This window comes from Maribacter sp. 4U21 (genome assembly GCF_002742365.1).
GTDB lineage: Bacteria > Bacteroidota > Bacteroidia > Flavobacteriales > Flavobacteriaceae > Maribacter.
Map to the genome: position 1 here is coordinate 79572 of NZ_MDGN01000029.1, position 22350 is coordinate 101921.

The following is a 22350-nucleotide window of genomic DNA, read 5'->3' on the forward strand; positions in this document are numbered from 1 at the left end:
ACGCTTTTATTCTTTTATTCCTTAACTTGAAATCATTCGACCAACACACTAGAAAATGAAAAAAAGACTACCCGTGCTGTTTCTTATCGTACTATTTATTAGCAACTATACTATCGCACAATCTATGGCGGAAATAGTATCCGCTATTGAAAAAGAAGCTAACGAAAATTCACAATTAGAACAATTAGCCTATGAACTAATGGACGTAAACGGTCCTAGACTGGTCGGTACACCACAAATGAAGACCGCGCACGATTGGGCAGTAAACACCTATAAGAAATGGGGTATTATGGCTGAAAATCAAGCATGGGGAAAATGGCGCGGATGGGAACGCGGTATTACCCATGTAGATATGGTTTCTCCGAGAATTGCTTCTTTACATGCCACCCAATTGGCCTGGAACCCAAGTACGGGAAAAAATGGCGTAACGGCCTCTTTGATTACACTGCCTACGGTATCCGATTCCTTAGCCTTCGTAAAATGGCTACCGAACGTAAAGGGTAAAATTGTGATGGTGAGCATGCTGCAACCTACAGGAAGGCCGAATTATAACTGGGAAGAATTCGCCACGCCGGAATCCTTTGAAAAAATGAAAACGGAGCGTGATGCCAAGGAAAAAGCATGGCGCGAAAATTTTAGAAATACAGGATATACCAGTAGAAATATCAACGCTGCGTTAGAAAAAGCAGGAGCGGTGGGTATTGCGCAATCCAGATGGTCCGAAGGGTTTGGAGCCAATAAGATTTTCAGTGCTGGAACCGATAAGATTCCAGTGGTAGACTTATCCTTGGAAGATTACGGCATGCTCTACAGGATGGCAGTGAAAGGTGCCAACCCAAAAATCAAAATCGTAGCGGAATCCAAAGAACTCGGAGAAGTACCCACCTTCAATACCATTGCAACCATTCCCGGAACTGAATTTCCGGATGAATACGTAATACTCTCCGCCCACTTTGATTCTTGGGACGGAGCAACCGGCGCCACCGATAACGGAACGGGTACTATAACCATGCTGGAGGCCGCACGTATTCTTAAAAAGGTGTACCCTAACCCAAAACGCACTATCCTTATAGGACATTGGGGAAGTGAGGAGCAGGGTTTGAACGGTTCACGGGCCTTTGTAGAGGATAATCCAAAAATCGTTGACGGGTTACAAGCCCTTTTTAATCAAGATAATGGTACGGGCCGTGTTGTTCGCTTATCTGGTCAGGGGTTTCTGCACGCATATGATTATTTAGGAAGATGGTTGGAAGCTGTACCAGAAGACATCAAAAAACACATAGAAACTACTTTCCCAGGAACTCCAGGCGGCGGTGGTTCTGATTATGCTTCATTCGTAGCGGCAGGAGCACCCGGATTTTCCTTAAGTTCCTTGAGCTGGAGTTATTGGAACTATACATGGCACACGAATCTGGACACCTATGATAAAATTGTATTCGACGATGTACGAAACAATGCCATTTTAACGGCCATACTAACTTATATGGCCAGTGAAGACCCTGAAAAGACATCCCGCGAAAAAGCCACTTTGATCGGCACAAGCCGCAGAACCGGTGAGCCGCTTTCGTGGCCAACACAAAGAAGTCCCAATAGAAAAGGGGGCTTGGATTAATGAAAAGTAATGACCTCAGAATCTATAGAAGTAGAGACCCTTTAAGTCCTGAGACATCTGAATTCCGCCTAACGTAGCGTAAACAATAATAACTATCAAACCAACCAATGAAAACAGTACACTATCTTCTCATTGCGGTATTCATCTTACCGCTATCCCTACAAGCACAACGCAGAAAAAACAGAAAAGCCGCTCCTTACGTAAAGGTTGAAGATTCTACTTTTCATGGCTTAAAATGGAGAAACATAGGCCCCTTTAGAGGAGGGCGGAGCGTAGCCTCCTCTGGAGTTGTAGGCCAACCTATGACCTATTACAATGGTACAGTTGGCGGCGGTATCTGGAAAACAACGGATGATGGTATTACTTGGAAAAACGTTTCGGATGGATTTCTGAAAACAGGAACCGTCGGTTCTATTGCTGTTTCCGAAACCAATCCGAATATTGTCATTGCAGGTATGGGAGAGCACGCCGCCCGCGGGGTCATGACCTCTATGGGAGACGGTGTCTACAAATCTACGGATGCCGGAAAATCCTGGTCGCATATTGGTCTGGACGAAACTAGACACATCTCCGATGTCATTATCCACCCCACGAATCCTGATATCATTTTCGTTGCGGCGCAGGGTGCTCAATACGGCCCAAGTGCGCAACGTGGTATCTATAGATCATTAGATGGCGGAAACACTTGGGAAAATGTACTATTTGTGGATAATAGTACGGGAGCATCAAGCTTGACAATGGATATGAAAAACCCGTTAATCCTCTATGCCGCCATGTGGCAACATCGCCGATATCCTTGGCTAATGGAGTCGGGCGGAAAAAGTTCTGGATTATATAAATCCACTGACGGTGGCACCACGTGGAAACGTTTAAAAGAAGGGCTTCCTAAAGAATTTGGAAAAGCGGGTATATCCGTCTCTCGGGCAAATCCTGAATTTGTTTTTGCTGTAATAGAGGCCGAAGGTGACAAAGGTGGCGTTTATCGTTCCGATGACGCTGGAAAAAAATGGACCCAAGTTAATAAGGACCGCATCAATATTGCCCGTTCTTGGTACTATATGGAGATTTTTGCTGATACGCAGGATGAAAACGTAGTTTATGTGTTGAACGCTCCCGTTACCAAATCCATAGACGGTGGTAAATCATTTACCCCGTTACCCACTCCTCATGGCGATAATCACCATTTATGGATACATCCACATGATAATCAGAAGATGATCAACTCTAACGACGGTGGTTCCAATGTTTCCAATAACGGGGGAAAAAGTTGGAGCACACAACAAAATCAGAATACCGCACAATTCTATAGAGTGATTACGGATAACTTGATGCCCTATAACGTCTACGGAGGTCAACAGGACAACTCTACGGTTGCCATTGCATCACGGACCAATGATGCGGGAATCGATTGGAAAGACTGGTATGCCGTTGCAGGCGGCGAAAGTGCTTTTTTAGCTTTTGACCCGGATAATCCGGAAATCATTTATGGAGGAACCTATCAAGGAAACATTGACAAATGGGATGCCGCTACGCGGGAATCTAAACCCATTAAAGAATATCCCGAATTGGGATTAAGTATAGCTCCTAAAGATGCTAAATACCGCTACAATTGGAACGCTCCAATAATTACATCCCCACACAATAGAAAAACAATTTACCACGCGGGTAACGTGGTCTTCAAATCTACGGATGAAGGACAAATCTGGACACCAATTAGTCCAGATTTAACTAAGAACGAAAAAGACAAACATGGCGCAGGTGGAGGTCCTTTTACCAATGAGGCCGCCGGAGGGGAAAACTACAATACGCTAACCTATCTTGTGGAGTCTGTACATGAAGAGGGCGTCTTATGGGCGGGTAGTGATGATGGGCTATTGCACTTGACACAAGATGGCGGTAAAACATGGAAAAATGTTACACCTATAGGCATCAAAGATGGTATTGTTAATTCTATTGAGGTATCACCACATGATGCGGCAACAGCCTATGTTGTAGTCATGCGTTATAAATCTATGGACCTGAATTCCTATATTTTCAAGACCTGGGATTATGGTAATACCTGGACGAAAATTACTAATGGTATTGACGGGGAACATACCTTTACCAGAGTAGTGCGCGAAGACCGCAAACAAAAAGGCCTGTTATATGCGGGTACCGAAACAGGACTGTTTATTTCATTGAACGATGGGGCCAATTGGCAACCATTTCAGTTAAACTTGCCCATAGTTCCCATTAATGACCTAACCATTCAGGACAATGATTTGGTAGTAGCTACCGCAGGACGTGCTTTTTGGATTCTAGATGATGTTGCCGCAATACAGCAGATACAATCACCCAAACAGGGAATAAGTCTATTTCAGCCAAAGGATACGCATCTATTTTTTGGTGGTTCTAGCGATAAACCAAGACCAGGCTTGGGAGATAACCCAAAAAGTGGTGTCACGTTCGACTATTATTTGAAGCAGCAAATGGATAGCACGGAACTTAAATTAGAGGTGCTACAAAATGGCAAACTCATAAGGACCGTTACCAACCAAAAACCAAAAGATTTTAAATCTTGGCCAGGAGGACCTGCAAAACCGCAACTACTACCTTCAAAAGCAGGGTATAACCGATTTACTTGGGATTTTAAGAGAGATGTGCTTCCGAGCGTTAATAAAGTCTTCACTTTTGGTGGACTCGACGGTTCAACGGTAGGACCTGGCTCCTATACCTTACGGCTAAGTTCAGAAGCCCACAGTGCTGAAACTACCGTAACTATTTTACCGAATCCTAAGGTCAAAGGAAATATGGCCGATTATAAGGAGCAACAACAAATGCTGACTACAATTGAAAATACCGTAAAGGAAATACATGTAGCGGTCAATAGTATGCGTACTGCTAAATCGCAACTTTCGCAATATACAAAACTCTTGAAAGATAGGGATGAAGCTAAGGCCTTACTAGAAAAGGGCGATTCGATTACGAAACGCATTACCACATGGGAAGAGCACTTAATACAACCCAAACAAAAGACCTTTCAGGACGTCATCAATTTCCCCAATCAATTAAATGCGCAATTACTTCATTTAAGGGGCTACGTTGACGTTGCGGAGCCTAAGGTTACAGAGGGGGCAAAACAAAGGCTAAAAGACCTTTTGAGTGAATGGAGTAGTTACAGCACGGAACATAAAGCCATTGTTAATGGAGAGATGGAAGCCTTTAACGACCTGTATCAAGAATTGGGAATACCCGCTATCATCATACCAAAAGATTAGAACGTCATAAACTAGGAAATGACCACTTTTATTTCAGATGAATCCTTTAAAGGTTTAGATTTTTCCCTACAGCGTTTGCCCAAGGCCGACTATGAAAACTGCATATTCGAAAGTTGTAATTTTTCTGACGATTATCTGGACAATCAAAACTTTATGGAATGTTCTTTTTTGGAATGTAACCTTAGTAATACTAATGTTGCCAATACCCAATTCAAGGAAGTGTTTTTGACCATTGTAAAATCATAGGCGTTAAATTTGAAGATGCATCGGATTTTTTAATGGATTTTACTTTTGAGCATTGTGCTTTACAACTCTCCTCTTTTAGGACTCTAAACCTTAAAAAGACGCGATTTTTAAATTGTAAACTAAACGAAGTAGATTTTACAAAGACAGATTTGACAGCATCCGTTTTCGAGAAATGCGATTTAGAGGGGGCTACCTTTGAACATACTATCCTAGAAAAAGTGGATTTTACTACAGCATTCAATTTTAACATTGACCCTGAAATTAATCGTCTGAAAAACGCCGCATTTACTTTAAAGGAGCTTCCCAAGCTATTAAGAAAATACCAACTTCAAATTAAGGACTAATGCTAAACAAGGTGCATCTTACAGCTATTATTTGCTCGAATTATGAAAATAACACTATTCGTTTGTAATCGGATAATTTGTACCTTGTGGCAAAGTACACGTATGAAACCGATAGTAATCCTGTTCTTATTTGTAGGAGGCATCGCTAATAGTCAAAATACCATGTCCTTAAAAGCGGACACTACTGCTCCCAAAGCCACCATTGCGGAGGCAGCATGGATGACAGGCCATTGGAAAGGAGAGGCCTTTGGAGGAATAACAGAAGAAATTTGGAGTCCACCAAGTGCCGGTTCTATGATGTTCGTATTCAGATTGATAGTTGATGGTGAAGTTAATTTCTATGAAATTGGTCATATTCGAGAGGTAGATAACACCTTAGCCTTTGAGTTGAAACATTTTGACAAGGAATTAAAGGGATGGGAAGAGAAAGAAGAAGTACAACGATTTAAGTTGATTAAAATAGCCAATAACCGTCTCTATTTTGATGGGTTTACTTTTGAAAGACTAGGTCATGACGAAATAAACATTTACGGCCTAATTCACCAAGATGACGGTTCGGTGGCAGAGGTTAAGTTCAACTACAAAAGACAGTAAATGAAGAAAAAGTGTTTGGAATGTGGAACGGAGATTATTGGGCGCATAGATAAGAAATTCTGTAACGATTATTGCCGTAATGCCTATAACAACAAAGTAAATAAGGATAGTAAGAACCTTATACGCAACATTAATAATAGGTTACGCAAAAACTATCGGGTTTTGGACAGTTTTAAACTAACGGACGGCAAAACCAAGACCACGCGAACACGTTTATTGGACAAAGGATTCGATTTTGATTTCATCACCAATCTCTACACTACCAAAAAAGGTACAACCTATTATTTTGTGTATGATTTGGGCTACTTGCCTCTGGATAATGATTACTATATGATTGTGAAAAGAGAATAACAAGCCTTACATCCCATGATTTGCGTCCACTGGTCAACTCTAAAATAACATTTTACGCAACGTTATCGCCACATTATTGCAGAATAGTATCTGTACAGCCAAACCTAAACTAGTTATGCTGAAATTTATTATTTTGTGACCAACTATTTAGAATGGAAAATGCTTGAATTATCTAGTGCATTGTGTTTCCCCTTTTGGGGATTAAGGAACTTTCTATTTCCAATTGTGACCGCTTAATTTCAAAGCGGCTATAACGATATCCTTGCGGCTTATCTGCCCTACAAGCAGACCGTTCTTCATTACTGGTAATCGGCGTCTGTTGTGCTTGTCAAAAATGCCTGCAGCATCAAAGATAGAGATATCATGAGGTATCGTTTCTACATTTTTGGTCATGTATCGTTCCACGCTTTTGTCCAATATAGGCTGATTAAAATAGCGACTTTCGGAAATCTGCTTCATGCAATCCGCCTCGGAGATGATACCCACTAAAAATCCATTATTGTCCAAAACGGGACCCCCTGAAATATGGTGCTTTGCAAACTGCTCCATAACCGCGAGAATGGATTGATCAGGACTAAAGGTCACTAGTTTGGTCGTCATATAATCAGAGACCAAAATAGGCGCTTCGAATTCTTTTTTTACGATCTTGCGTATCCCTTGAAAGCTCTTAATTCCCATGGCATTTTGTTTAAAGGTTGATTCCTAAAGATAGAAAAAAATTATGGATTTCTTAGAAATAATCGTTGTATGACTTATGTTATTCAAGGTTTTAAGTTTTTTAATGCGAAATTCGTGAACTAAAAAATAGAATTCTTTTGACAAAGCAAACAATAGGAATACTTGGAATTGGTTGGTTAGGACTGCCGTTGGCAAAAGAATTTATCGCCGATGGGTATACGGTAAAGGGCACTACCACATCCCTGGCTAAAATAGATAATGTAAGAGCGGCGGGCATCAAACCTTATCAGATTAAACTTTCGGAGCATCATATTACCGGAGAAATAGAGGATTTCCTTAAGGACCTTAATTATCTGATCATTAACGTGCCTCCGGGATTAAGAGGAACAGGTCCAAAGGAAAGCTATGTAAAAAAAATGCAATTGCTACATCTGGAAATACAAAAAGCCTCAGTAAAACACGTCATTTTTGTGAGTAGCACGGCTGTTTACGGTAATACCACCGGGGACGTCGACGAAGAAACTATACCACAGCCTATTTCTGAATCTGGTATACAATTATTAACATCAGAGAACTTATTCAGAAAAGATTCATCCTTAAATACGACCATTCTCCGTTTCGCCGGATTGATAGGACCTTCAAGACATCCTGTTACCATTTTATCCACAAAAAAGAACTTAAAAGATGGCAATGCCCCTGTAAACCTCATTCATCTAGATGATTGTATCGGTATTATTAAAAGCATCATATTGGAAGATCAATGGGACACAGTGCTTAATGGAGTCCACCCAGAACATCCCTCGAAGAGAGATTATTATACTAGAATTGCTAAAACAAGAGACCTAAAAATACCTGACTATCAATTAGTTAAAAATAAAAAGTATAAGAAAATCGTGACTTGTAGGTCTTTTCTTATTAAGAGGGGGTCGTTTTTCACCTCGCTATATGATTAGTTTACCACAAGATTTTAGTAATTCACAACAATTGCTCCCAACCAATGTTAACATATTGTTGATTACTAGATAGTTATCGATGAAATACATACCTTTATATCTCATTAAAAACAAAATGTTATGGAAAAATCAAAAATACGGGAGAAGGTTTTAATGGAATTGGATAACCTCATCTCCGTGAGTTGTAAAGACCCAAAAAGATATAAGAAATTTAATCGCTTGCATATAGCTCTTTTAAAAAAGCACTATAATGCAGCAGATGTTACTATTGATTATCATAGAAACAGGGTAGAGATGGATATTATTCTGGACGATAAAATGTTTCAAGCATCGCAGGTAAACGTTAACGTTCCTACTTTGTACACCAATTTACTTTTTCTTAATCTTAAAAAGTTCCTGAAATCCTGTATAGATAAAGACCCTAAAAGCCTTGGTTTCTATGCGCAAATTCTCCGTTCTTTTCATCAAAAGGAAAATCAGTACACATTGGCTTAAATCCTATTCAAATCACATAACAAAAAGGGTATCTCTTGGTGCCCTTTTTTCTTTACCATATTTAATGCTTTCCTTAACAGGTTCTTAGGGAATATTTTAATAGTTTAGCGGACCAAAATTGACAAACAATGAAAAAATTACTTTTTGCGCTTGTACTTATCATTAGTTTTAATGGGATAGCTCAAACCAAAACCGAATTACAAAAGCATTATGAAGCATTTTATGATGAAATGCGATTACAGGGAGATATAGATGGTGTTATTAACGCCTTAACACATCTTAATATTCTTTCTCCGTCCAAAGAGCGAAAAGATACCTTAGCTTATATCTATGCTAACGACAACAGGCATTTACAAGCCTTAAACACCATTGGTATAGAAAAACTGGATACAGATTCAGATTTAGCAGTTCAGGTGAAGGCCATATCCCTAAAGGCATTGAATCAACCAAAAAGAGCTTTAGAACAGTTTGAGGTTTTGAACAAGAGAACTCCCAATGCTTATTTGGCCTATGAGCTGGCAGACTTAAAAATACAATTAGGAGATAATGCAGGTGCATCTACCAATGTAGATTATGGTTTGGCGAATGCCAAGGACGACATGAAGTATGCTTTTTACGAAAGACAACAACCCTACGAAGTACCTTTAAAAGCCGCTTTTCTTCACTTAAAGGCCTTGATAAAGTTTAATCAAAACAAAGAAGATATAGATGGGGCTATCGCCATATTGGATGAGGCACTTAAAATTGACCCTAATTTTAACCTGGCCAGTTTAAGCAAGCAAGCACTCGCATCTAGAAAAGAGGCACCAGCGGAAACTGGAACAAAGCAATAAACTCAATTTTTTTATTTAAAAAGGGTGAACGAACGTTCACCCTTTTTAATTTCTAGATAACTTTGTCAATAAGGCGTTATCGGTGTCTTTTTTGATGGCAATAAGTTCGCCTACATGCTCATTAGGAACCGCGATAGAAAGGACATAGTGTGCAATTTTCCATCCATTGGTGGTCTTTTTTAGAACTCCGGAACCTCTACACAATTTCATTTGTGTATCCAACAACTCGTCGAACCAAGCAATGTCTTGCGTTTCATTGAGGTGAATGTTGCGCTCAACCGCTGTAAAGCTCCACGCCTTACCTTTATCAAAATGAGGTTTTGAATACGCTTTGAACGCTGGAATATCCCAATGCTCCGTAGCGTCCGTTCCAATAAATACGGCATCGGTGGTCATTAAGTCAAAATACGTATCGAACGCTGCATTACCGGCAGCTTCGTGCCATGCCTCCAAAGTGCTGTCTATTGCTTCTTTGGTGTTGTCCTGTGCGAACGCAAGGCAACCTATGAAGAATACTAAAACGCTAATTTTTTTCATCTGAAAATAAATCTTCCGGCAAATTACTGTTTACCACAATATTGAAATGTTCCCGTAAATCATTAAAGGCACCTATCATCTCCTTTATGGAAGTTTCCGGGTTTTGTCTGTATTCCAAGTCGCCCTTAATTTTTAAGATATAGGTTTTCAACACTTTTTGACGACCACGTACCTGAGGTATATCAAATTGTGCGGGATAGGTGGAACTTTCCCAAAGTTTTTGTGATTCCACCAGCCCCTCTATGGTCAACACAAAATCTTCGCGATATTCCGTTTCATACAACCTATCAAAATTAGCTTCAAAAGCATTGTAGGGTTGCCAGCCCTTTAAAATCCCCTGGGCTTTGGCATTTACATTAGTTTTTTTTGGCAACTGAGAAACATCAACCGACCAACCAGCATCTTGAAGCTCCGCGTCTCCAGCGGCAGAGTCCTTACAAGAACTTACCAGCACCATGAAACAAATAAGCAAGAAGGTTTTTCGCATTAAACGAAGGTACAAATTTTAAGAAAAGGTATCTTTACACAAGTACTGTTTTAACCTCATTTTAAATGCAAAAATATATCTTAATCATCGGTGCCTGCGGGCAAATAGGAACGGAACTCACATTTACCTTACGCTCTAAATACGACAATGACCATGTCATTGCCAGTGATATTAGAGAAGGTAGTGAAAGTCTTATGGCTTCTGGTCCTTTTGAAATTCTGGATGCTACGGATTACGACGCTTTAGAAGAGGTAATAGCATATTATGAAATTAGTGAAGTCTACCTTATGGCGGCCATGTTAAGTGCCACTGCAGAGAAATTTCCGATGAGGGCATGGAACCTGAATATGAATTCCCTTTTTAACGTGCTAAATCTAGGGAAGGAAAAGAAAATAGATAAAATCTTTTGGCCTTCCAGCATTGCCGTTTTTGGTCCCAACACTCCAAAAACAGATACCCCTCAGAATACCATAATGGAGCCTAGCACGGTATACGGAATAAGCAAACAAAGTGGGGAGCGCTGGTGCGAGTATTATTTTAACAAGTTCAACGTAGATGTGCGAAGCATACGTTATCCTGGCTTAATTAGTTGGAAAACCATGCCCGGAGGAGGCACCACGGATTATGCCGTGGAAATTTACCACAAGGCTCTTGCCAAAGGCTCCTATACCTGCTTTCTTAAGGAAGATACCGCGTTGCCCATGATGTTCATGGATGATGCCATTAGAGCTACACTACAGATAATGGATTCAGCACCAAAAGCCATAAAAGTCCGCTCTTCGTATAATTTATCCGCCATGAGTTTTACTCCGGCGCAGATGGCCAAAAGTATTCAAGAGCAACTCCCGGATTTTAAAATGGAGTACGAACCGGACTTTAGACAGGCCATTGCAGATTCATGGCCCAGTAGTATAGATGACACGAACGCTCAACAAGATTGGAATTGGAACGCCGAATTTGATTTAGAGAAAACTACGGAAGAGATGTTGTCAAATTTAAGTAGCTAACCGTGGGTTCGTAAAACACTACAGGTAAGCCCTTAGGACTTTATTTCTGGATTTATTCCTTAACAAGCGTATCGCTTTTTCCTTAATTTGTCTGACCCTTTCCCTTGTTAAATCGAATATTTCCCCTATTTCATTGAGGCTCATCGGATGACGCTCGCCAATACCAAAATAAAGACGCACAATGTCCTGCTCCCTATCGGGTAACGTATCCAATGCCAAATCAATATCGGTTGAAAGGGAATCTTGCATCACCTTTTGGTCCGGACTTGTGGCATTTTTTGATTTCATCACATGGTACAGACTAGACGTTTCTCCTTCACGCAAAGGTGCATCCATAGAAATATGTCTTCCAGAATTTTTCGTTGCACCCTTAACCTTAGATACACTGATATCCAATTCACCTGCAATCTCCTCGGCAGATGGTTGGCGTTGATATTTCTGCTCTAAGTTAGAATGTACTTTATATATTTTACTGATAGTTCCTATTTTGTTCAAAGGCAAGCGCACCACTCTGGACTGTTCGGATATGGCCTGTAGGATAGATTGTCGTATCCACCACACTGCATACGAAATGAATTTGAACCCACGGGTCTCGTCAAAACGTTTGGCCGCTTTGACCAATCCGAAATTTCCTTCGTTAATCAGGTCTGAAAGGCGCAATCCCCTACCTTGATATTGCTTTGCGGCGGAAACCACAAAACGTAAATTAGCATTCACCAATTTATTCAAAGCCACTTGATCACCTTCCCGTATTCTAATCGCTAGTTCCACCTCTTCCTCTGCTGTTATCATATCTAATTTAGATATTTCCTGAAAATACTTTTCTAAAGATTTGGAATCCCTGTTGGTAATCTGCTTTGTGATTTTTAATTGGCGCATATATTTATTTTGGTTTACTATTCTCCTTTAATCTATCATTATATACCAGAAATACAAGTAATTGACGTATTTTTTAGCTTTTTTGTGCAAAAACGGACAATTATCGTGTAAAAATTCATCGCGAAGCTATCGCTGGAGGCCCATACACCCGCTTCCTAAAAAAGGATGCTATAATAACGGTAATCTTCATGGAAGATGCTCATAAGGCTACGTTGAAGATTATGGGGTCAGAACCGGGGACATAAAAATCCACTTTTCACAAAATTTATAGTCCATGCGTCTTGCTCCTGCCGAAATGGCCAAAAGAATGCAAGAAAAAGTTCTCTCATTTCAAAAGACATATGAGCCCAATTTTAGACAGGCTATTACAAATGCTTGACCCTGCGATATAAAAACCACTCATGCACAGCTAGATTGAGACTGGCAAGCAGCCATTGATCTAACCAGAACGACTAAAGAGGTTTTGGAGAATTAGGTCAATTACTAAATTTCAACTTCTTCTCGATAGCTACGATCATCTCATTGGCAATATCCTTACCTGTTGCGTTTTCTATACCTTCCAATCCGGGAGAGGAGTTTACCTCTAATAAAAGGGGACCTTTATTAGACCGGATAATATCTACCCCCGCAACTGCCAAATCCAAAATTTTAGCGGCTTTTATGGCTAATTTCTTTTCCTCTGAAGTTATTTTAATGATAGAAGCCTTTCCTCCTTGATGGATATTGGCCCTGAATTCGCCTTTTTGCGCCTGTCGTTGCATACTGGCGACAACTTTACCATTGACCACAAAACACCGGATGTCCTGTCCATTAGCTTCCTTAATGAATTCTTGTACCAAAATATTGGTATTTACACTTTTAAAAGCATTGATAACACTTTCAGCTGCTTTATTGGTCTCTGCCAATACCACACCTTTACCCTGCGTACTCTCCAACAGTTTTATGATCAAAGGGGCACCATTGACCATCTTTATCAGGTCTTTGGTATCCATAGGGGACTTGGCAAAACCGGTAATAGGAATATGAATATCATTTTTGGAAAATAATTGGGAAGCGAACAGCTTATCGCGAGACTGTGTAATGGCCTCAGCGGAATTCTGACAATAAGCACCCAAGTTATTGAACTGACGTATCAAGGCACAACCGTAGAAAGTTACCGACGGTTTTATGCGTGGTATGACCGCATCGAAATCGGTAAGTATATTACCCCCTCTATACCGTATTTCGGGAGACTGGGCATCTAATTTCATATAGGCCAGCTCTACGTTCAAAAATTGAATCTCGTGCCCGCGTGCCTCTGCGGCCTCCATAATTCTCTTATTACTGTATAAATTAGGGTTGCTAGCCAGCAAAGCTATTTTTAACCCTGTTTTTTCCTTTTTGAAAGGAGCGTACTTGCACGCTATCTCTTCATTGGAAAAATCCTGTACCACATAGTTTAATGCAGGGTTTACGATGTAGCGCTCGGTCAACGCTTCTCTTCCCAATAACATGCGGAACTCCATGGTATCTCTGTTGGCCAAGGTCAATTCAATCTCAAAAGTGTCCTTCCCTATGGTTACCGGTGTCTTAACCACCAAGCGCTCTTCCGAAATACCTGAAGAACTCTTTACCATACGGCGATCTACCAAACGTGCCTCACATGGAATGGCGATACTTCTGTTTTCTTGAAGCGGATTCACTTCAAAACGCACCCATTCTTGGGTACCCTTGGTAATGACCTTTAAGTTGGTCGCCTGTATAGATGAGGTTTTTGCACCCGAATCTACTCTGGCCTTAATGGCAGGAACACCAAGACCTTCAAAAACACACCACTCTTCACTACCAATTATTTTTAAATCGTTCAAAATCTTTATTTTTTTCTAAGTTCAAAGATATCGGTTCTACGGTCCTTTAGGTTTCTTACCGCACCGAATTGATTCAATTCCCGTAACAAGTCGATATCCACATCGGCGATCAGTATCATTTCGGTATTTGGCGTTGCCTCGGCCTTAATCCCGTTAGTGGGAAATGAAAAATCGCAGGGCGTAAAGACCATGGATTGCGCAAATTGGATATCCATATTCTGCACGTTGGGCAAATTACCCACACTACCGGCAATGGCTACGTAACATTCGTTCTCTATTGCCCTTGCCTGCGCACAGTACCTTACCCTAGAATACCCGTTTTGTGTATCCGTCAGAAAGGGTACAAAAAGAATGTCCATCCCCTCATCTGCCAGAAGACGACTTAATTCTGGAAATTCGGAATCATAACAAATAAGCACTCCAATTTTACCACAGTCCGTATCAAATGCCTTCAGTTGCATACCCCCTTGCATGCCCCAAACTTTAGCCTCATCTGGGGTAACGTGCAACTTTTCGTAACGCTCCATACTTCCATCTCGTCTGCATAGATAACCCACATTATAGAGTCTCCCATTAATCATTTCCGGCATGCTTCCCGTGATGATATTGATGTTATAGGAAATGGAAAATTCCGAGAACTTCTGTACGATAGCTTCGGTATGTTTAGCAAGCTCCCGTATGGCATCCGGCGTGGACAAATGGTTGTCCTTTGCCATTAGTGGAGCGTTAAAAAACTCCGGGAAAAGTGCAAAATCCGAGCGGTATCCGGAGACCGCATCCACAAAATACTCTGCCTGCTGCAACAGCTCCTCTAAATCTTTATAAGGACGCATTTGCCACTGTATTAACCCTAAGCGAATTACCGTCTTTTTAGTGGCAGCCTTTTTAGATGGTTTTTGATAGTAAATATTGTCCCACTCCATTAGAATGGCAAACTCTCCAGATGCCAAATCTCCATCTAAATAGCCTTTCATCACTTTTGCCGGATGAAAATCGTTGCTGATTTGAAAATTGAGTACGGGGTCTTGTATCTCTTTACGACGCACCTTGGCGATATATTCTTTTGGGGTCAACGCTTCTGCATAGATATGATAATTGGGCATACGACCACCAAAAACAATGCTCTTAAGGTTTAGCTTCTCACAGAGTTCCTTTCTATAATCATACAACCTACGGCCCAATCGTAAGCCTCTGAACTCTGGCTTTATAAAAACCTCGATACCGTAGAGCACATCTCCATCGGGATCATGAGTCTTAAAAGAATAATTACCCGTTATCTGTTCGTAGGTGTGATTATCATTGAACTTATCGTAATCTACGATTATGGAAAGGGCCACACCGGCCAATTGTCCGTTAATCTTAATAACAACTTGGCCATCAGGAAACTTCTTTATCAGGGCTTCTATATGTTTTTCTTTCCAGTAAGCCCCGGGCATATTGGAGTATGCCGATATCATTGCGGTTTTTAATTCCTGATAATCGTCCAGGTCTAAAAACTTTAATTCAATATTTTCTATATGTTCTATTTTCATACTTCTTTGCATAAAAAAATGGGATTTTCGCTATGAAAATCCCGTGGTATATTTTTAATTAGAAATTCAGTGAAATTTATTCGTCGTCATCTCCGTCTACCATGTCCTTAGGGTCTGGTTCCACCACTGCCTCAGGGTCGTCATCCTCAAAATCCTCATAATCCGACTCATCGTAATTTTCCATGGTATATTCCAGTTTCTCACTGATTTTTACCAAGTATTTAGTGTCATGGGTTAAAACCTCTACCGCCTCTACACGCTCACCATGAGCATTTCTGAAGGAAATGATATCCCTATCATCATAACCGTCCGGGTAACGTGCCACGGTGAGTTTCAGCACTTCTGGCGTCAACTTTTTAAAGTCAACGATTACTTTTTTTAAATGTGCGTGTTTATCCATAATTATAAATCTAAAAGATAAGCAAAAATTAAAGGTGCTACAATAGTGGCATCACTTTCAATGATAAACTTTGGTGTATCAATATCCAGTTTTCCCCATGTAATTTTTTCGTTAGGAACGGCTCCCGAGTAAGAGCCATAACTCGTTGTACTATCACTTATCTGACAAAAATAACTCCAGAACGGTGTGTCCGTACGTTCCATATCCTGATAGAGCATGGGAACTACACAGATTGGGAAATCTCCTGCGATACCACCTCCAATTTGAAAGAATCCGATTCCATTGGATGAATTATCCGTATACCAATCCGCTAAGAAGGTCATATACTCTATTCCCGATTTCATGGTGCTGGCCTTCAGGTCTCCCTTTAGGACATAGGAAGCAAAAATATTCCCCATGGTACTGTCTTCCCAACCGGGACAAACGATAGGCAGGTTTTTTTCCGCAGCGGCATACATCCAAGAATCTTTAAGGTCTATTTCATAGTGTTCTTCCAAAACACCGGAAAGCAACAGTTTGTACATATACTCGTGTGGCAGATAACGTTCTCCCTTTGCTTCTGCATCCATCCAAATTTTTACAATATGTTCCTGTATTCTTCTAAACGCCTCTTCCTCTGGAATGCAGGTATCCGTTACACGGTTTAATCCTTTCTCTAGCAAATCCCATTCATCTTGAGGCGTTAAATCGCGATAATTGGGAACACGTTTGTAATGTGAATGTGCTACCAAATTCATAATATCCTCCTCTAAATTGGCACCGGTACATGAAATTATCTGGACTTTATCCTTGCGGATCATCTCCGCAAAAATCTTGCCCAGTTCCGCCGTACTCATGGCACCGGCCAAGGAAACCAACATTTTAGCCCCATTGTTCAACTGCTCCTCATAGCCTTTGGCTGCGTCTACTAAAGCTGCTGCGTTAAAGTGTAGGTAGTATTTTTCGATAAAATTTGAAATCGCTCCTTTAGTCTTCATCATCTTGAAATTTTAATCCGTTATTGGATTTATAATCCACATCGTAAGTATTATCATAGTCTTCGTCTATGTCCTGTCCCATAAATTTATAGCTCAACATTTTATAATAAAGTTTTGCAGCCAGAAAATCCGAAGACTTATCTACTTTATTCGGACATAGTTCAACGATATCAAAACCGACTACATTTTTCTCTTCAAAAACCTGTTTTAAAAAATCCAGTGTTTCGTACCATAATAAGCCTCCTGGCTCGGGAGTTCCTGTAGAAGGAAGTATTGAAGGGTCTAAAGCATCCAAGTCAAAAGTAATGAATACGGTATCCGACATGGCCTCTACAACCTTGTCCATCCAATATTCATCCGTAACCATATCATGGGCAAAGAATGTCTTTTCCGCATCCATAAAGGTTTTCTCGATAGCGTCCATAGAGCGTATTCCTACCTGAACCAAATTGGTGTTTTGGCTCGCCTCGTGCACGGCACAAGCATGGTTATACGCCGTACCATCATAGGACTCACGTAAATCTGCGTGAGCATCGATATGCAGTACCGTAAGATTATCAAAACATTCATTAAAAGCTCTAATGCTCCCTATAGAAATAGAATGCTCGCCACCGAATAGGGTTACGAATTTATTTCGTTTTATATATTCCTTGGTGGTTTTATGCACCGCATTTACCATAGCTTCCGGGGAAGTGTTCTCCGTAATAGCCTCTGTCAAATGTATGCCTTGCCGGTATACTTCCGACTCCGTCTCAATATCATAGAGTTCCATGTTCTCCGAGGCTTCTAAGAAAGCTTCCGGACCCTTGTCAGCTCCTTTCCCCCAAGTACTTGTCCCGTCGTAAGGAACAGGGATTAAAACCACCTTTGCGGTTTCCAGTTGCGCGAATTCGTCAGCGATACCTGCGTAATTCTTTGTTGATTTCATTGTAATGTTCGTTATTTTTTAATTTGATAAAATATATTTTTTCTGTAATCTTTTAGATTGCAATATTGTTTTCTACACCTCCCTTAATCCCTCCTTTTTATGGGAAAAACCTATAAATCGAAGCTTATTAAAAAGCTATCTGTTGCTCAATACACAGGTCCTAATGTACTTCATCCTGAAGCTCTTCTAGCCTATCCTGTTTTACTTCAAGACTGGAACCGTATCCCAATATTTTGAGTAAATCTTCTGCTTTTTGTTGTGGATTGAACAAAGTGGTCATTAGATTGCCCTCCTCGTCCCTATCAATTAAAACATGCTTTGGTTGCGGAATTAGACAGTGTTGTAAGCCTCCATAACCCCCTATAGTTTCTTGGTACGCCCCGGTATTGAAAAATCCGATATACAAAGGTTTGTCCCGCTTGTATTTAGGTAAATAAATAGCGTTCATGTTTTGTTCACTATTGTAATAATCATCACTATCACAAGTAAGTCCACCCAGAAGCACACGCTCATATTCATCGTTCCAGCGGTTAATGGGCAGCATGATAAAACGTTTATTTATGGCCCAAGTATCTGGCAGGGTAGTGATGAAGGAGGAATCTATCATATTCCATTTTTCCCTATCGTTCTGTTGTTTTTGATACAGAATTTCATAGATGGCGCCACCACTTTCCCCAACTGTAAAGCTTCCAAATTCCGTAAAAATGTTAGGTACAGGTACCTCGGCTTCTGCACAGGTAATATTAATTTGATTAATAATTTCATCGACCATATATTCATAATCATAATCGAACGCCAAACTGTTTTTTATGGGGAAACCTCCACCAATGTTTAAGCTGTCCAAAGACGGACAAACCTTTTTCAACTTTACGTATACTTTTAAACATTTGACTAGTTCGTTCCAATAATAGGCGTTATCGCGAATACCGGTATTAATGAAAAAATGAAGCATTTTAAGCTCTACTTTATCGTTATTCTTAATTTGACCTTCATAAAAAGGAACAATGTTTTTATAACCAATGCCCAAGCGAGAGGTATAAAACTCGAATTTCGGTTCTTCTTCCGATGCAATCCTAATACCTACTTGAAAATCGTCCTTAATAACATCAGAGAGTAAATCTATCTCCTCGTAATTATCTATAATGGGGATACAATTCCGATGGCCATTGTTGATCAGTCTTCCTATGTTCTCAATGTATTGGGCTCTTTTAAAACCGTTGCAAAGTACATAGGTATCGTCCTTAATCTTCCCTACATTTTTGAGTTCTTCCACAATATTAATGTCAAAAGCCGATGAAGTCTCAATATGAATCGTGTTTTTCAGTGCCTCATGTAACACATGCTGAAAATGAGAGCTTTTTGTACAGTAACAATACTTGTACGTACCCTTATAGTCGTATTTATCAATAGCTTTCTTGAACCAATGTTGGGCTCTTTGAATATTCTCCGATATTTTTGGCAGATAGGTAAATTTTAGAGGACTCCCGTACTGCGCGATTAATTTTTTTAAATCGATTCCATGAAAGTGCAGGTGCTCTCCTTCTAAAGTAAATTCTTCTTGAGGGAAATCATAGGTTTGCTCTATGAGGTCAATATATTTGGTATTCATGCTATATAAATAATTACGCTTTAAAATTAGGTAAAATTAAAAATGGAAAGTGTTGCTAGACATTAATAAAATGTAAGCAAAATGAATATCAAATGATGATTTGCTCCTGAGTAGTAGGAATAAAAAAGTAGTTGTGCTGTGGCCGCACAATCGGTGAGTTTAAAACGGAAGTAAGCTTTAAAATTCGGTCGCTCATCTTATAAGCTACTTTAAGGTTTGACTTCCTAATCCCCCAAAGCCCGAACATATAAACATTACATGTCATGTTCAGCTAAATGCTAAATACAAAGTAGCGCATGGCTATTTTGAGCATGCAAATGAAAACATTTTTTTTGAAAAAGAAGTCTTTTTTGATAAAATAATTTTTAAAATTAAGTTACTTACAATCAGTAAGTTAGAGAATTATTTTTAGATTAATTGAAAATGGCGGTAAAAAACTTATGTTTAAAATTTAATTGTAGCCTCGGCAAGAATCGAACTTGCATCTAAAGTTTAGGAAACTTCTATTCTATCCATTGAACTACGAGGCCAAAAAATCAAATGCGCTAAATTAGGGTTTTTCAGGTATTCTATAAAAGTCTCAAAGAACTAATTCCCACTATTCTTCAACCCAAGGGAAATCTTGAATCATAGTTTTTAAGAGAAAATGAACTGTTATGGAAGGATTAAATCAATACGTAGCTTCTGTGCAATCCCGTAATACGTTCTAGAAGAAAATAGTTTATAGTTTTAAGACAAGGCTCGGGGCATTTTTAGTCTCGATTTTCGAGTAGAATTTCCTGTTACTCATACACCTCAACAATCATCTCTACCTCAACAGCCATATTACCAGGTAACGAACCCATACCTACCGCAGCTCGTGCATGTTTACCCGCATCACCAAAGACAGCGACCATAAGGTCAGAATAGCCATTAACAACCTTGGAATGTTCCTTGAAATCTGGTATTGCATTGACCATACCTTTTACCTTGACTACTCTTTTAACTTTGTTCAGATTCCCTAATTCCGACTTTAAGACGGACAGTTGATTAATAGCGACCTCCTGAGCGGCCTTATAGCCCTCTTCTACGCCTAAGTCCTCACCCAATTTACCAATAATGTTTTCGCCATTGGCTTGCTTAGGTCCTTTCCCGGCCAAGAAAATTAGATTTCCCGTTCGTACGGCATGTACATAATTAGCAACAGGCGTTCCTTGATCTCTTAGTGTAATATTGAGCTCCCCAAGTTTGGCCTCTGGATTATAATCAGCGGGAACCGTTTCTATCGGATTCTCAACGGTTTTCTGTTCTAATTCGTTATTGGGTTCGGCTCCACAGGACAAAAGAAGTAATAGAAAAGCACCTAGCATCACGTTTTTCATGTTACATTACTGTTTATAAGATTATAAATACATATTCATCATAAAAATATGATAATATGTTAACCTTATACGGTGAAGGATAGGATTTAGCTAAAAAATACTAAAAACTATTTCATTTTTATTAGATTAGCATATTAACCAAACCAATAAAATTAATTGAATATGGAAAATTCTAAGGTAAATGCGAATAGGCTTTTTTACGGTAGCTGTTTCGCATTAATAACGACAGCGTTCTCTTTTGCTATTGCAGCTGGAATTTTAGACCAACTTAAAACTGAATTAGAATTAACGGCAAGTCAGACCGGTCTTATCACATCGATGTGGTTTTTAGGTTTTCCCATTTCCATGGTAGTTGGCGGATTAATCTATCATAAGGTAGGTGGAAAAGCTATTATGCAATTTGCATTCTTTGCGCATGCCGTTGGTATCTTATTACTCCTATTTTCCGGTAATTATATCGGTTTATTAATTGCCAACCTTTTGATAGGCTTGGGTAATGGTTGTACCGAGGCTGCTTGTAATCCAATGATTGCGGACGCTTATCAAGGTACTAGAATGAGTAAGATGTTAAACCGTTTTCATATGTGGTTTCCAGGAGGTATTGCCATAGGGAGTCTACTCTCGGGTTTTATGACCGATTATGGAATCACAGGGCAAAGTCAGATGTGGCTGCTCCTGATTCCAACACTAATTTATGCGTATATGTTTTTTGGACAGGATTGGCCAAAAGCTAAGATACAGGAAGCTGCGGCCATTGGCGTTAATTTGAGGTCTATGATTACTCCCTTGTTCTTATTCATTGGAGTTTGTATGGCCTTGACAGCAATTACCGAATTTGGACCTAATCAATGGGTAGGGCTTATCCTTGCAAAAAGTGGAGCACAACCCACCTTAATATTGGCCTTAACCGCTGGTTTAATGGCCGTAGCCCGCTATTTTGGTGGTGATATGGTGAAACGTTTTGACCAAACTGGTGTATTATTGGGTTCCGCAATTTTAGCAACTATCGGGATATATCTTTTTAGCACGCAAACAGGGGCAATGGCCTATGTTGCCGCTATAATCTTTGCCCTTGGTATTGCCTACTTTTGGCCCAATATGATTGGTTTAGTAGCTACTAAAGTTCCTAAGAGTGGTGCTTTGGGCATGTCTATCATTGGTGCTATCGGTATGTTCGCCAATTCCATTTTTCAGCCCATTATAGGAGGTTGGATTGATTCTGACAAAGCGGATGCGGTTGCCCAAGGTTTGACAGGGGACGAACTGGAATTAGTATCTGGACAAGCAACTTTAGGAACCATGGTACTTTTTCCGGGCATATTAATCGTTCTGTTTACCATACTATATTTCTGGCTAAAGAATAAAAAAAGTGAGGTAGAAGTGGCAACTGCCTAAACAATCTCCAAAGTATAAAAAATGCCCA

At 40.0% G+C, this 22350-nt stretch carries 22 protein-coding genes and 1 tRNA gene; 11 read left to right on the top strand and 12 right to left on the bottom strand.

Annotated elements, in window-relative coordinates:
• The first annotated feature begins 55 nt into the window (after positions 1 to 55).
• The 6 genes from BFP77_RS05260 to BFP77_RS05280 all read left to right on the top strand — a co-directional run bounded on the left by BFP77_RS05260 (position 56) and on the right by BFP77_RS05280 (position 6404).
• On the top strand, positions 56 to 1612 hold the full coding sequence (locus BFP77_RS05260) for a M20/M25/M40 family metallo-hydrolase (RefSeq protein ID WP_099573003.1): 1557 nt from the start codon (positions 56 to 58) through the stop codon (positions 1610 to 1612).
• A 107-nt stretch (positions 1613 to 1719) separates the two neighbouring features.
• Complete coding sequence (locus tag BFP77_RS05265; protein WP_099573004.1) at positions 1720 to 4869, top strand: WD40/YVTN/BNR-like repeat-containing protein; 3150 nt, start codon at positions 1720 to 1722, stop codon at positions 4867 to 4869.
• A gap of 18 nt (positions 4870 to 4887) precedes the next feature.
• Positions 4888 to 5115 (top strand): pentapeptide repeat-containing protein, encoded by a 228-nt coding sequence (locus BFP77_RS17280; RefSeq protein WP_257212876.1) that lies wholly within the window; start codon positions 4888 to 4890, stop codon positions 5113 to 5115.
• Between the two features lie 32 nt (positions 5116 to 5147).
• A complete protein-coding gene (locus BFP77_RS17285; RefSeq protein WP_257212877.1) occupies positions 5148 to 5459 on the top strand; it encodes a pentapeptide repeat-containing protein in 312 nt (103 codons plus the stop codon).
• A 102-nt stretch (positions 5460 to 5561) separates the two neighbouring features.
• On the top strand, positions 5562 to 6053 hold the full coding sequence (locus tag BFP77_RS05275; protein ID WP_099573005.1) for a DUF6265 family protein: 492 nt from the start codon (positions 5562 to 5564) through the stop codon (positions 6051 to 6053).
• Positions 6054 to 6404 (top strand): hypothetical protein, encoded by a 351-nt coding sequence (locus tag BFP77_RS05280; protein WP_099573006.1) that lies wholly within the window; start codon positions 6054 to 6056, stop codon positions 6402 to 6404. It begins immediately after the preceding gene.
• Positions 6405 to 6617: 213 nt separating this feature from the next.
• On the opposite strand, the gene BFP77_RS05285 is transcribed toward BFP77_RS05280, so the two are convergent.
• Positions 6618 to 7082, bottom strand: coding sequence for a CBS domain-containing protein (locus BFP77_RS05285; protein ID WP_099573007.1), 465 nt, complete (start codon positions 7080 to 7082; stop codon positions 6618 to 6620).
• Between the two features lie 137 nt (positions 7083 to 7219).
• On the opposite strand from BFP77_RS05285, the gene BFP77_RS05290 reads away from it, so the two are divergent.
• The 3 genes from BFP77_RS05290 (at position 7220) to BFP77_RS05300 (ending at position 9363) form a co-directional block, all read left to right on the top strand.
• Positions 7220 to 8035 carry an SDR family oxidoreductase gene (locus BFP77_RS05290; RefSeq protein WP_099573008.1) on the top strand — a complete coding sequence of 272 codons (816 nt, stop codon included), beginning with the start codon at positions 7220 to 7222 and terminating at the stop codon, positions 8033 to 8035.
• Positions 8036 to 8155: 120 nt separating this feature from the next.
• A complete protein-coding gene (locus BFP77_RS05295; protein WP_099573009.1) occupies positions 8156 to 8530 on the top strand; it encodes a hypothetical protein in 375 nt (124 codons plus the stop codon).
• A gap of 128 nt (positions 8531 to 8658) precedes the next feature.
• Positions 8659 to 9363, top strand: coding sequence for a hypothetical protein (locus BFP77_RS05300; protein ID WP_099573010.1), 705 nt, complete (start codon positions 8659 to 8661; stop codon positions 9361 to 9363).
• Between the two features lie 45 nt (positions 9364 to 9408).
• On the opposite strand, the gene BFP77_RS05305 is transcribed toward BFP77_RS05300, so the two are convergent.
• On the bottom strand, positions 9409 to 9900 hold the full coding sequence (locus tag BFP77_RS05305) for a nuclear transport factor 2 family protein (protein ID WP_099573011.1): 492 nt from the start codon (positions 9898 to 9900) through the stop codon (positions 9409 to 9411).
• Positions 9887 to 10387 (bottom strand): hypothetical protein, encoded by a 501-nt coding sequence (locus tag BFP77_RS05310; RefSeq protein WP_099573012.1) that lies wholly within the window; start codon positions 10385 to 10387, stop codon positions 9887 to 9889. Before BFP77_RS05310 ends, BFP77_RS05305 begins: the two co-directional genes overlap by 14 nt.
• A gap of 65 nt (positions 10388 to 10452) precedes the next feature.
• Between BFP77_RS05310 and BFP77_RS05315 the strand changes: the two genes are divergently transcribed.
• A complete protein-coding gene (locus BFP77_RS05315) occupies positions 10453 to 11394 on the top strand; it encodes an NAD-dependent epimerase/dehydratase family protein (protein ID WP_099573013.1) in 942 nt (313 codons plus the stop codon).
• An 18-nt stretch (positions 11395 to 11412) separates the two neighbouring features.
• Here BFP77_RS05315 and BFP77_RS05320 read toward each other — a convergent pair whose 3' ends face one another.
• The 9 genes from BFP77_RS05320 to BFP77_RS05360 all read right to left on the bottom strand — a co-directional run bounded on the left by BFP77_RS05320 (position 11413) and on the right by BFP77_RS05360 (position 20927).
• The gene (locus tag BFP77_RS05320) at positions 11413 to 12273 is read right to left on the bottom strand and encodes a sigma-70 family RNA polymerase sigma factor (protein ID WP_099573014.1); all 861 of its coding nucleotides are present in this window, start codon (positions 12271 to 12273) and stop codon (positions 11413 to 11415) included.
• Positions 12274 to 12749: 476 nt separating this feature from the next.
• Entirely contained in the window at positions 12750 to 14120 is a 1371-nt protein-coding gene (gene rimK, locus BFP77_RS05325) for a 30S ribosomal protein S6--L-glutamate ligase (protein WP_099573015.1), read from the bottom strand.
• A gap of 5 nt (positions 14121 to 14125) precedes the next feature.
• Complete coding sequence (locus BFP77_RS05330) at positions 14126 to 15652, bottom strand: bifunctional GNAT family N-acetyltransferase/carbon-nitrogen hydrolase family protein (RefSeq protein WP_099573016.1); 1527 nt, start codon at positions 15650 to 15652, stop codon at positions 14126 to 14128.
• 76 nt (positions 15653 to 15728) lie between these two features.
• Positions 15729 to 16052: a hypothetical protein gene (locus tag BFP77_RS05335; RefSeq protein ID WP_099573017.1), complete on the bottom strand. Its 324-nt coding sequence runs from the start codon at positions 16050 to 16052 to the stop codon at positions 15729 to 15731.
• A 2-nt stretch (positions 16053 to 16054) separates the two neighbouring features.
• Entirely contained in the window at positions 16055 to 17029 is a 975-nt protein-coding gene (locus tag BFP77_RS05340) for a deoxyhypusine synthase family protein (RefSeq protein ID WP_099573018.1), read from the bottom strand.
• A complete protein-coding gene (speB, locus tag BFP77_RS05345) occupies positions 17019 to 17957 on the bottom strand; it encodes an agmatinase (RefSeq protein WP_099573019.1) in 939 nt (312 codons plus the stop codon). The genes BFP77_RS05340 and speB overlap by 11 nt, the downstream gene beginning before the upstream one ends.
• Before the next feature lie 160 nt (positions 17958 to 18117).
• Complete coding sequence (locus BFP77_RS05350; protein ID WP_099573020.1) at positions 18118 to 19566, bottom strand: arginine decarboxylase; 1449 nt, start codon at positions 19564 to 19566, stop codon at positions 18118 to 18120.
• Between the two features lie 458 nt (positions 19567 to 20024).
• A tRNA-Arg gene (locus tag BFP77_RS05355) sits at positions 20025 to 20096 on the bottom strand.
• Positions 20097 to 20348: 252 nt separating this feature from the next.
• Positions 20349 to 20927 carry a RidA family protein gene (locus tag BFP77_RS05360; protein WP_099573021.1) on the bottom strand — a complete coding sequence of 193 codons (579 nt, stop codon included), beginning with the start codon at positions 20925 to 20927 and terminating at the stop codon, positions 20349 to 20351.
• A gap of 162 nt (positions 20928 to 21089) precedes the next feature.
• On the opposite strand from BFP77_RS05360, the gene BFP77_RS05365 reads away from it, so the two are divergent.
• A complete protein-coding gene (locus tag BFP77_RS05365; RefSeq protein ID WP_099573022.1) occupies positions 21090 to 22322 on the top strand; it encodes an MFS transporter in 1233 nt (410 codons plus the stop codon).
• The last annotated feature ends 28 nt before the right edge of the window (positions 22323 to 22350 follow it).

Coding starts and splice junctions, on each gene's coding strand:
- BFP77_RS05275 (WP_099573005.1), top strand. CDS start 5,562: ATGAAACCGATAGTAATCCTGTTCTTATTTGTAGGAGGCATCGCTAAT.
- BFP77_RS05300 (WP_099573010.1), top strand. CDS start 8,659: ATGAAAAAATTACTTTTTGCGCTTGTACTTATCATTAGTTTTAATGGG.
- BFP77_RS17280 (WP_257212876.1), top strand. CDS start 4,888: ATGACCACTTTTATTTCAGATGAATCCTTTAAAGGTTTAGATTTTTCC.
- BFP77_RS05260 (WP_099573003.1), top strand. CDS start 56: ATGAAAAAAAGACTACCCGTGCTGTTTCTTATCGTACTATTTATTAGC.
- BFP77_RS05330 (WP_099573016.1), bottom strand. CDS start 15,652: ATGAAAATAGAACATATAGAAAATATTGAATTAAAGTTTTTAGACCTG.
- BFP77_RS17285 (WP_257212877.1), top strand. CDS start 5,148: ATGGATTTTACTTTTGAGCATTGTGCTTTACAACTCTCCTCTTTTAGG.
- speB (WP_099573019.1), bottom strand. CDS start 17,957: ATGAAATCAACAAAGAATTACGCAGGTATCGCTGACGAATTCGCGCAA.
- BFP77_RS05340 (WP_099573018.1), bottom strand. CDS start 17,029: ATGAAGACTAAAGGAGCGATTTCAAATTTTATCGAAAAATACTACCTA.
- BFP77_RS05265 (WP_099573004.1), top strand. CDS start 1,720: ATGAAAACAGTACACTATCTTCTCATTGCGGTATTCATCTTACCGCTA.
- BFP77_RS05315 (WP_099573013.1), top strand. CDS start 10,453: ATGCAAAAATATATCTTAATCATCGGTGCCTGCGGGCAAATAGGAACG.
- BFP77_RS05335 (WP_099573017.1), bottom strand. CDS start 16,052: ATGGATAAACACGCACATTTAAAAAAAGTAATCGTTGACTTTAAAAAG.
- BFP77_RS05305 (WP_099573011.1), bottom strand. CDS start 9,900: ATGAAAAAAATTAGCGTTTTAGTATTCTTCATAGGTTGCCTTGCGTTC.
- BFP77_RS05360 (WP_099573021.1), bottom strand. CDS start 20,927: ATGAAAAACGTGATGCTAGGTGCTTTTCTATTACTTCTTTTGTCCTGT.
- BFP77_RS05350 (WP_099573020.1), bottom strand. CDS start 19,566: ATGAATACCAAATATATTGACCTCATAGAGCAAACCTATGATTTCCCT.
- BFP77_RS05320 (WP_099573014.1), bottom strand. CDS start 12,273: ATGCGCCAATTAAAAATCACAAAGCAGATTACCAACAGGGATTCCAAA.
- BFP77_RS05310 (WP_099573012.1), bottom strand. CDS start 10,387: ATGCGAAAAACCTTCTTGCTTATTTGTTTCATGGTGCTGGTAAGTTCT.
- BFP77_RS05285 (WP_099573007.1), bottom strand. CDS start 7,082: ATGGGAATTAAGAGCTTTCAAGGGATACGCAAGATCGTAAAAAAAGAA.
- BFP77_RS05280 (WP_099573006.1), top strand. CDS start 6,054: ATGAAGAAAAAGTGTTTGGAATGTGGAACGGAGATTATTGGGCGCATA.
- BFP77_RS05365 (WP_099573022.1), top strand. CDS start 21,090: ATGGAAAATTCTAAGGTAAATGCGAATAGGCTTTTTTACGGTAGCTGT.
- BFP77_RS05295 (WP_099573009.1), top strand. CDS start 8,156: ATGGAAAAATCAAAAATACGGGAGAAGGTTTTAATGGAATTGGATAAC.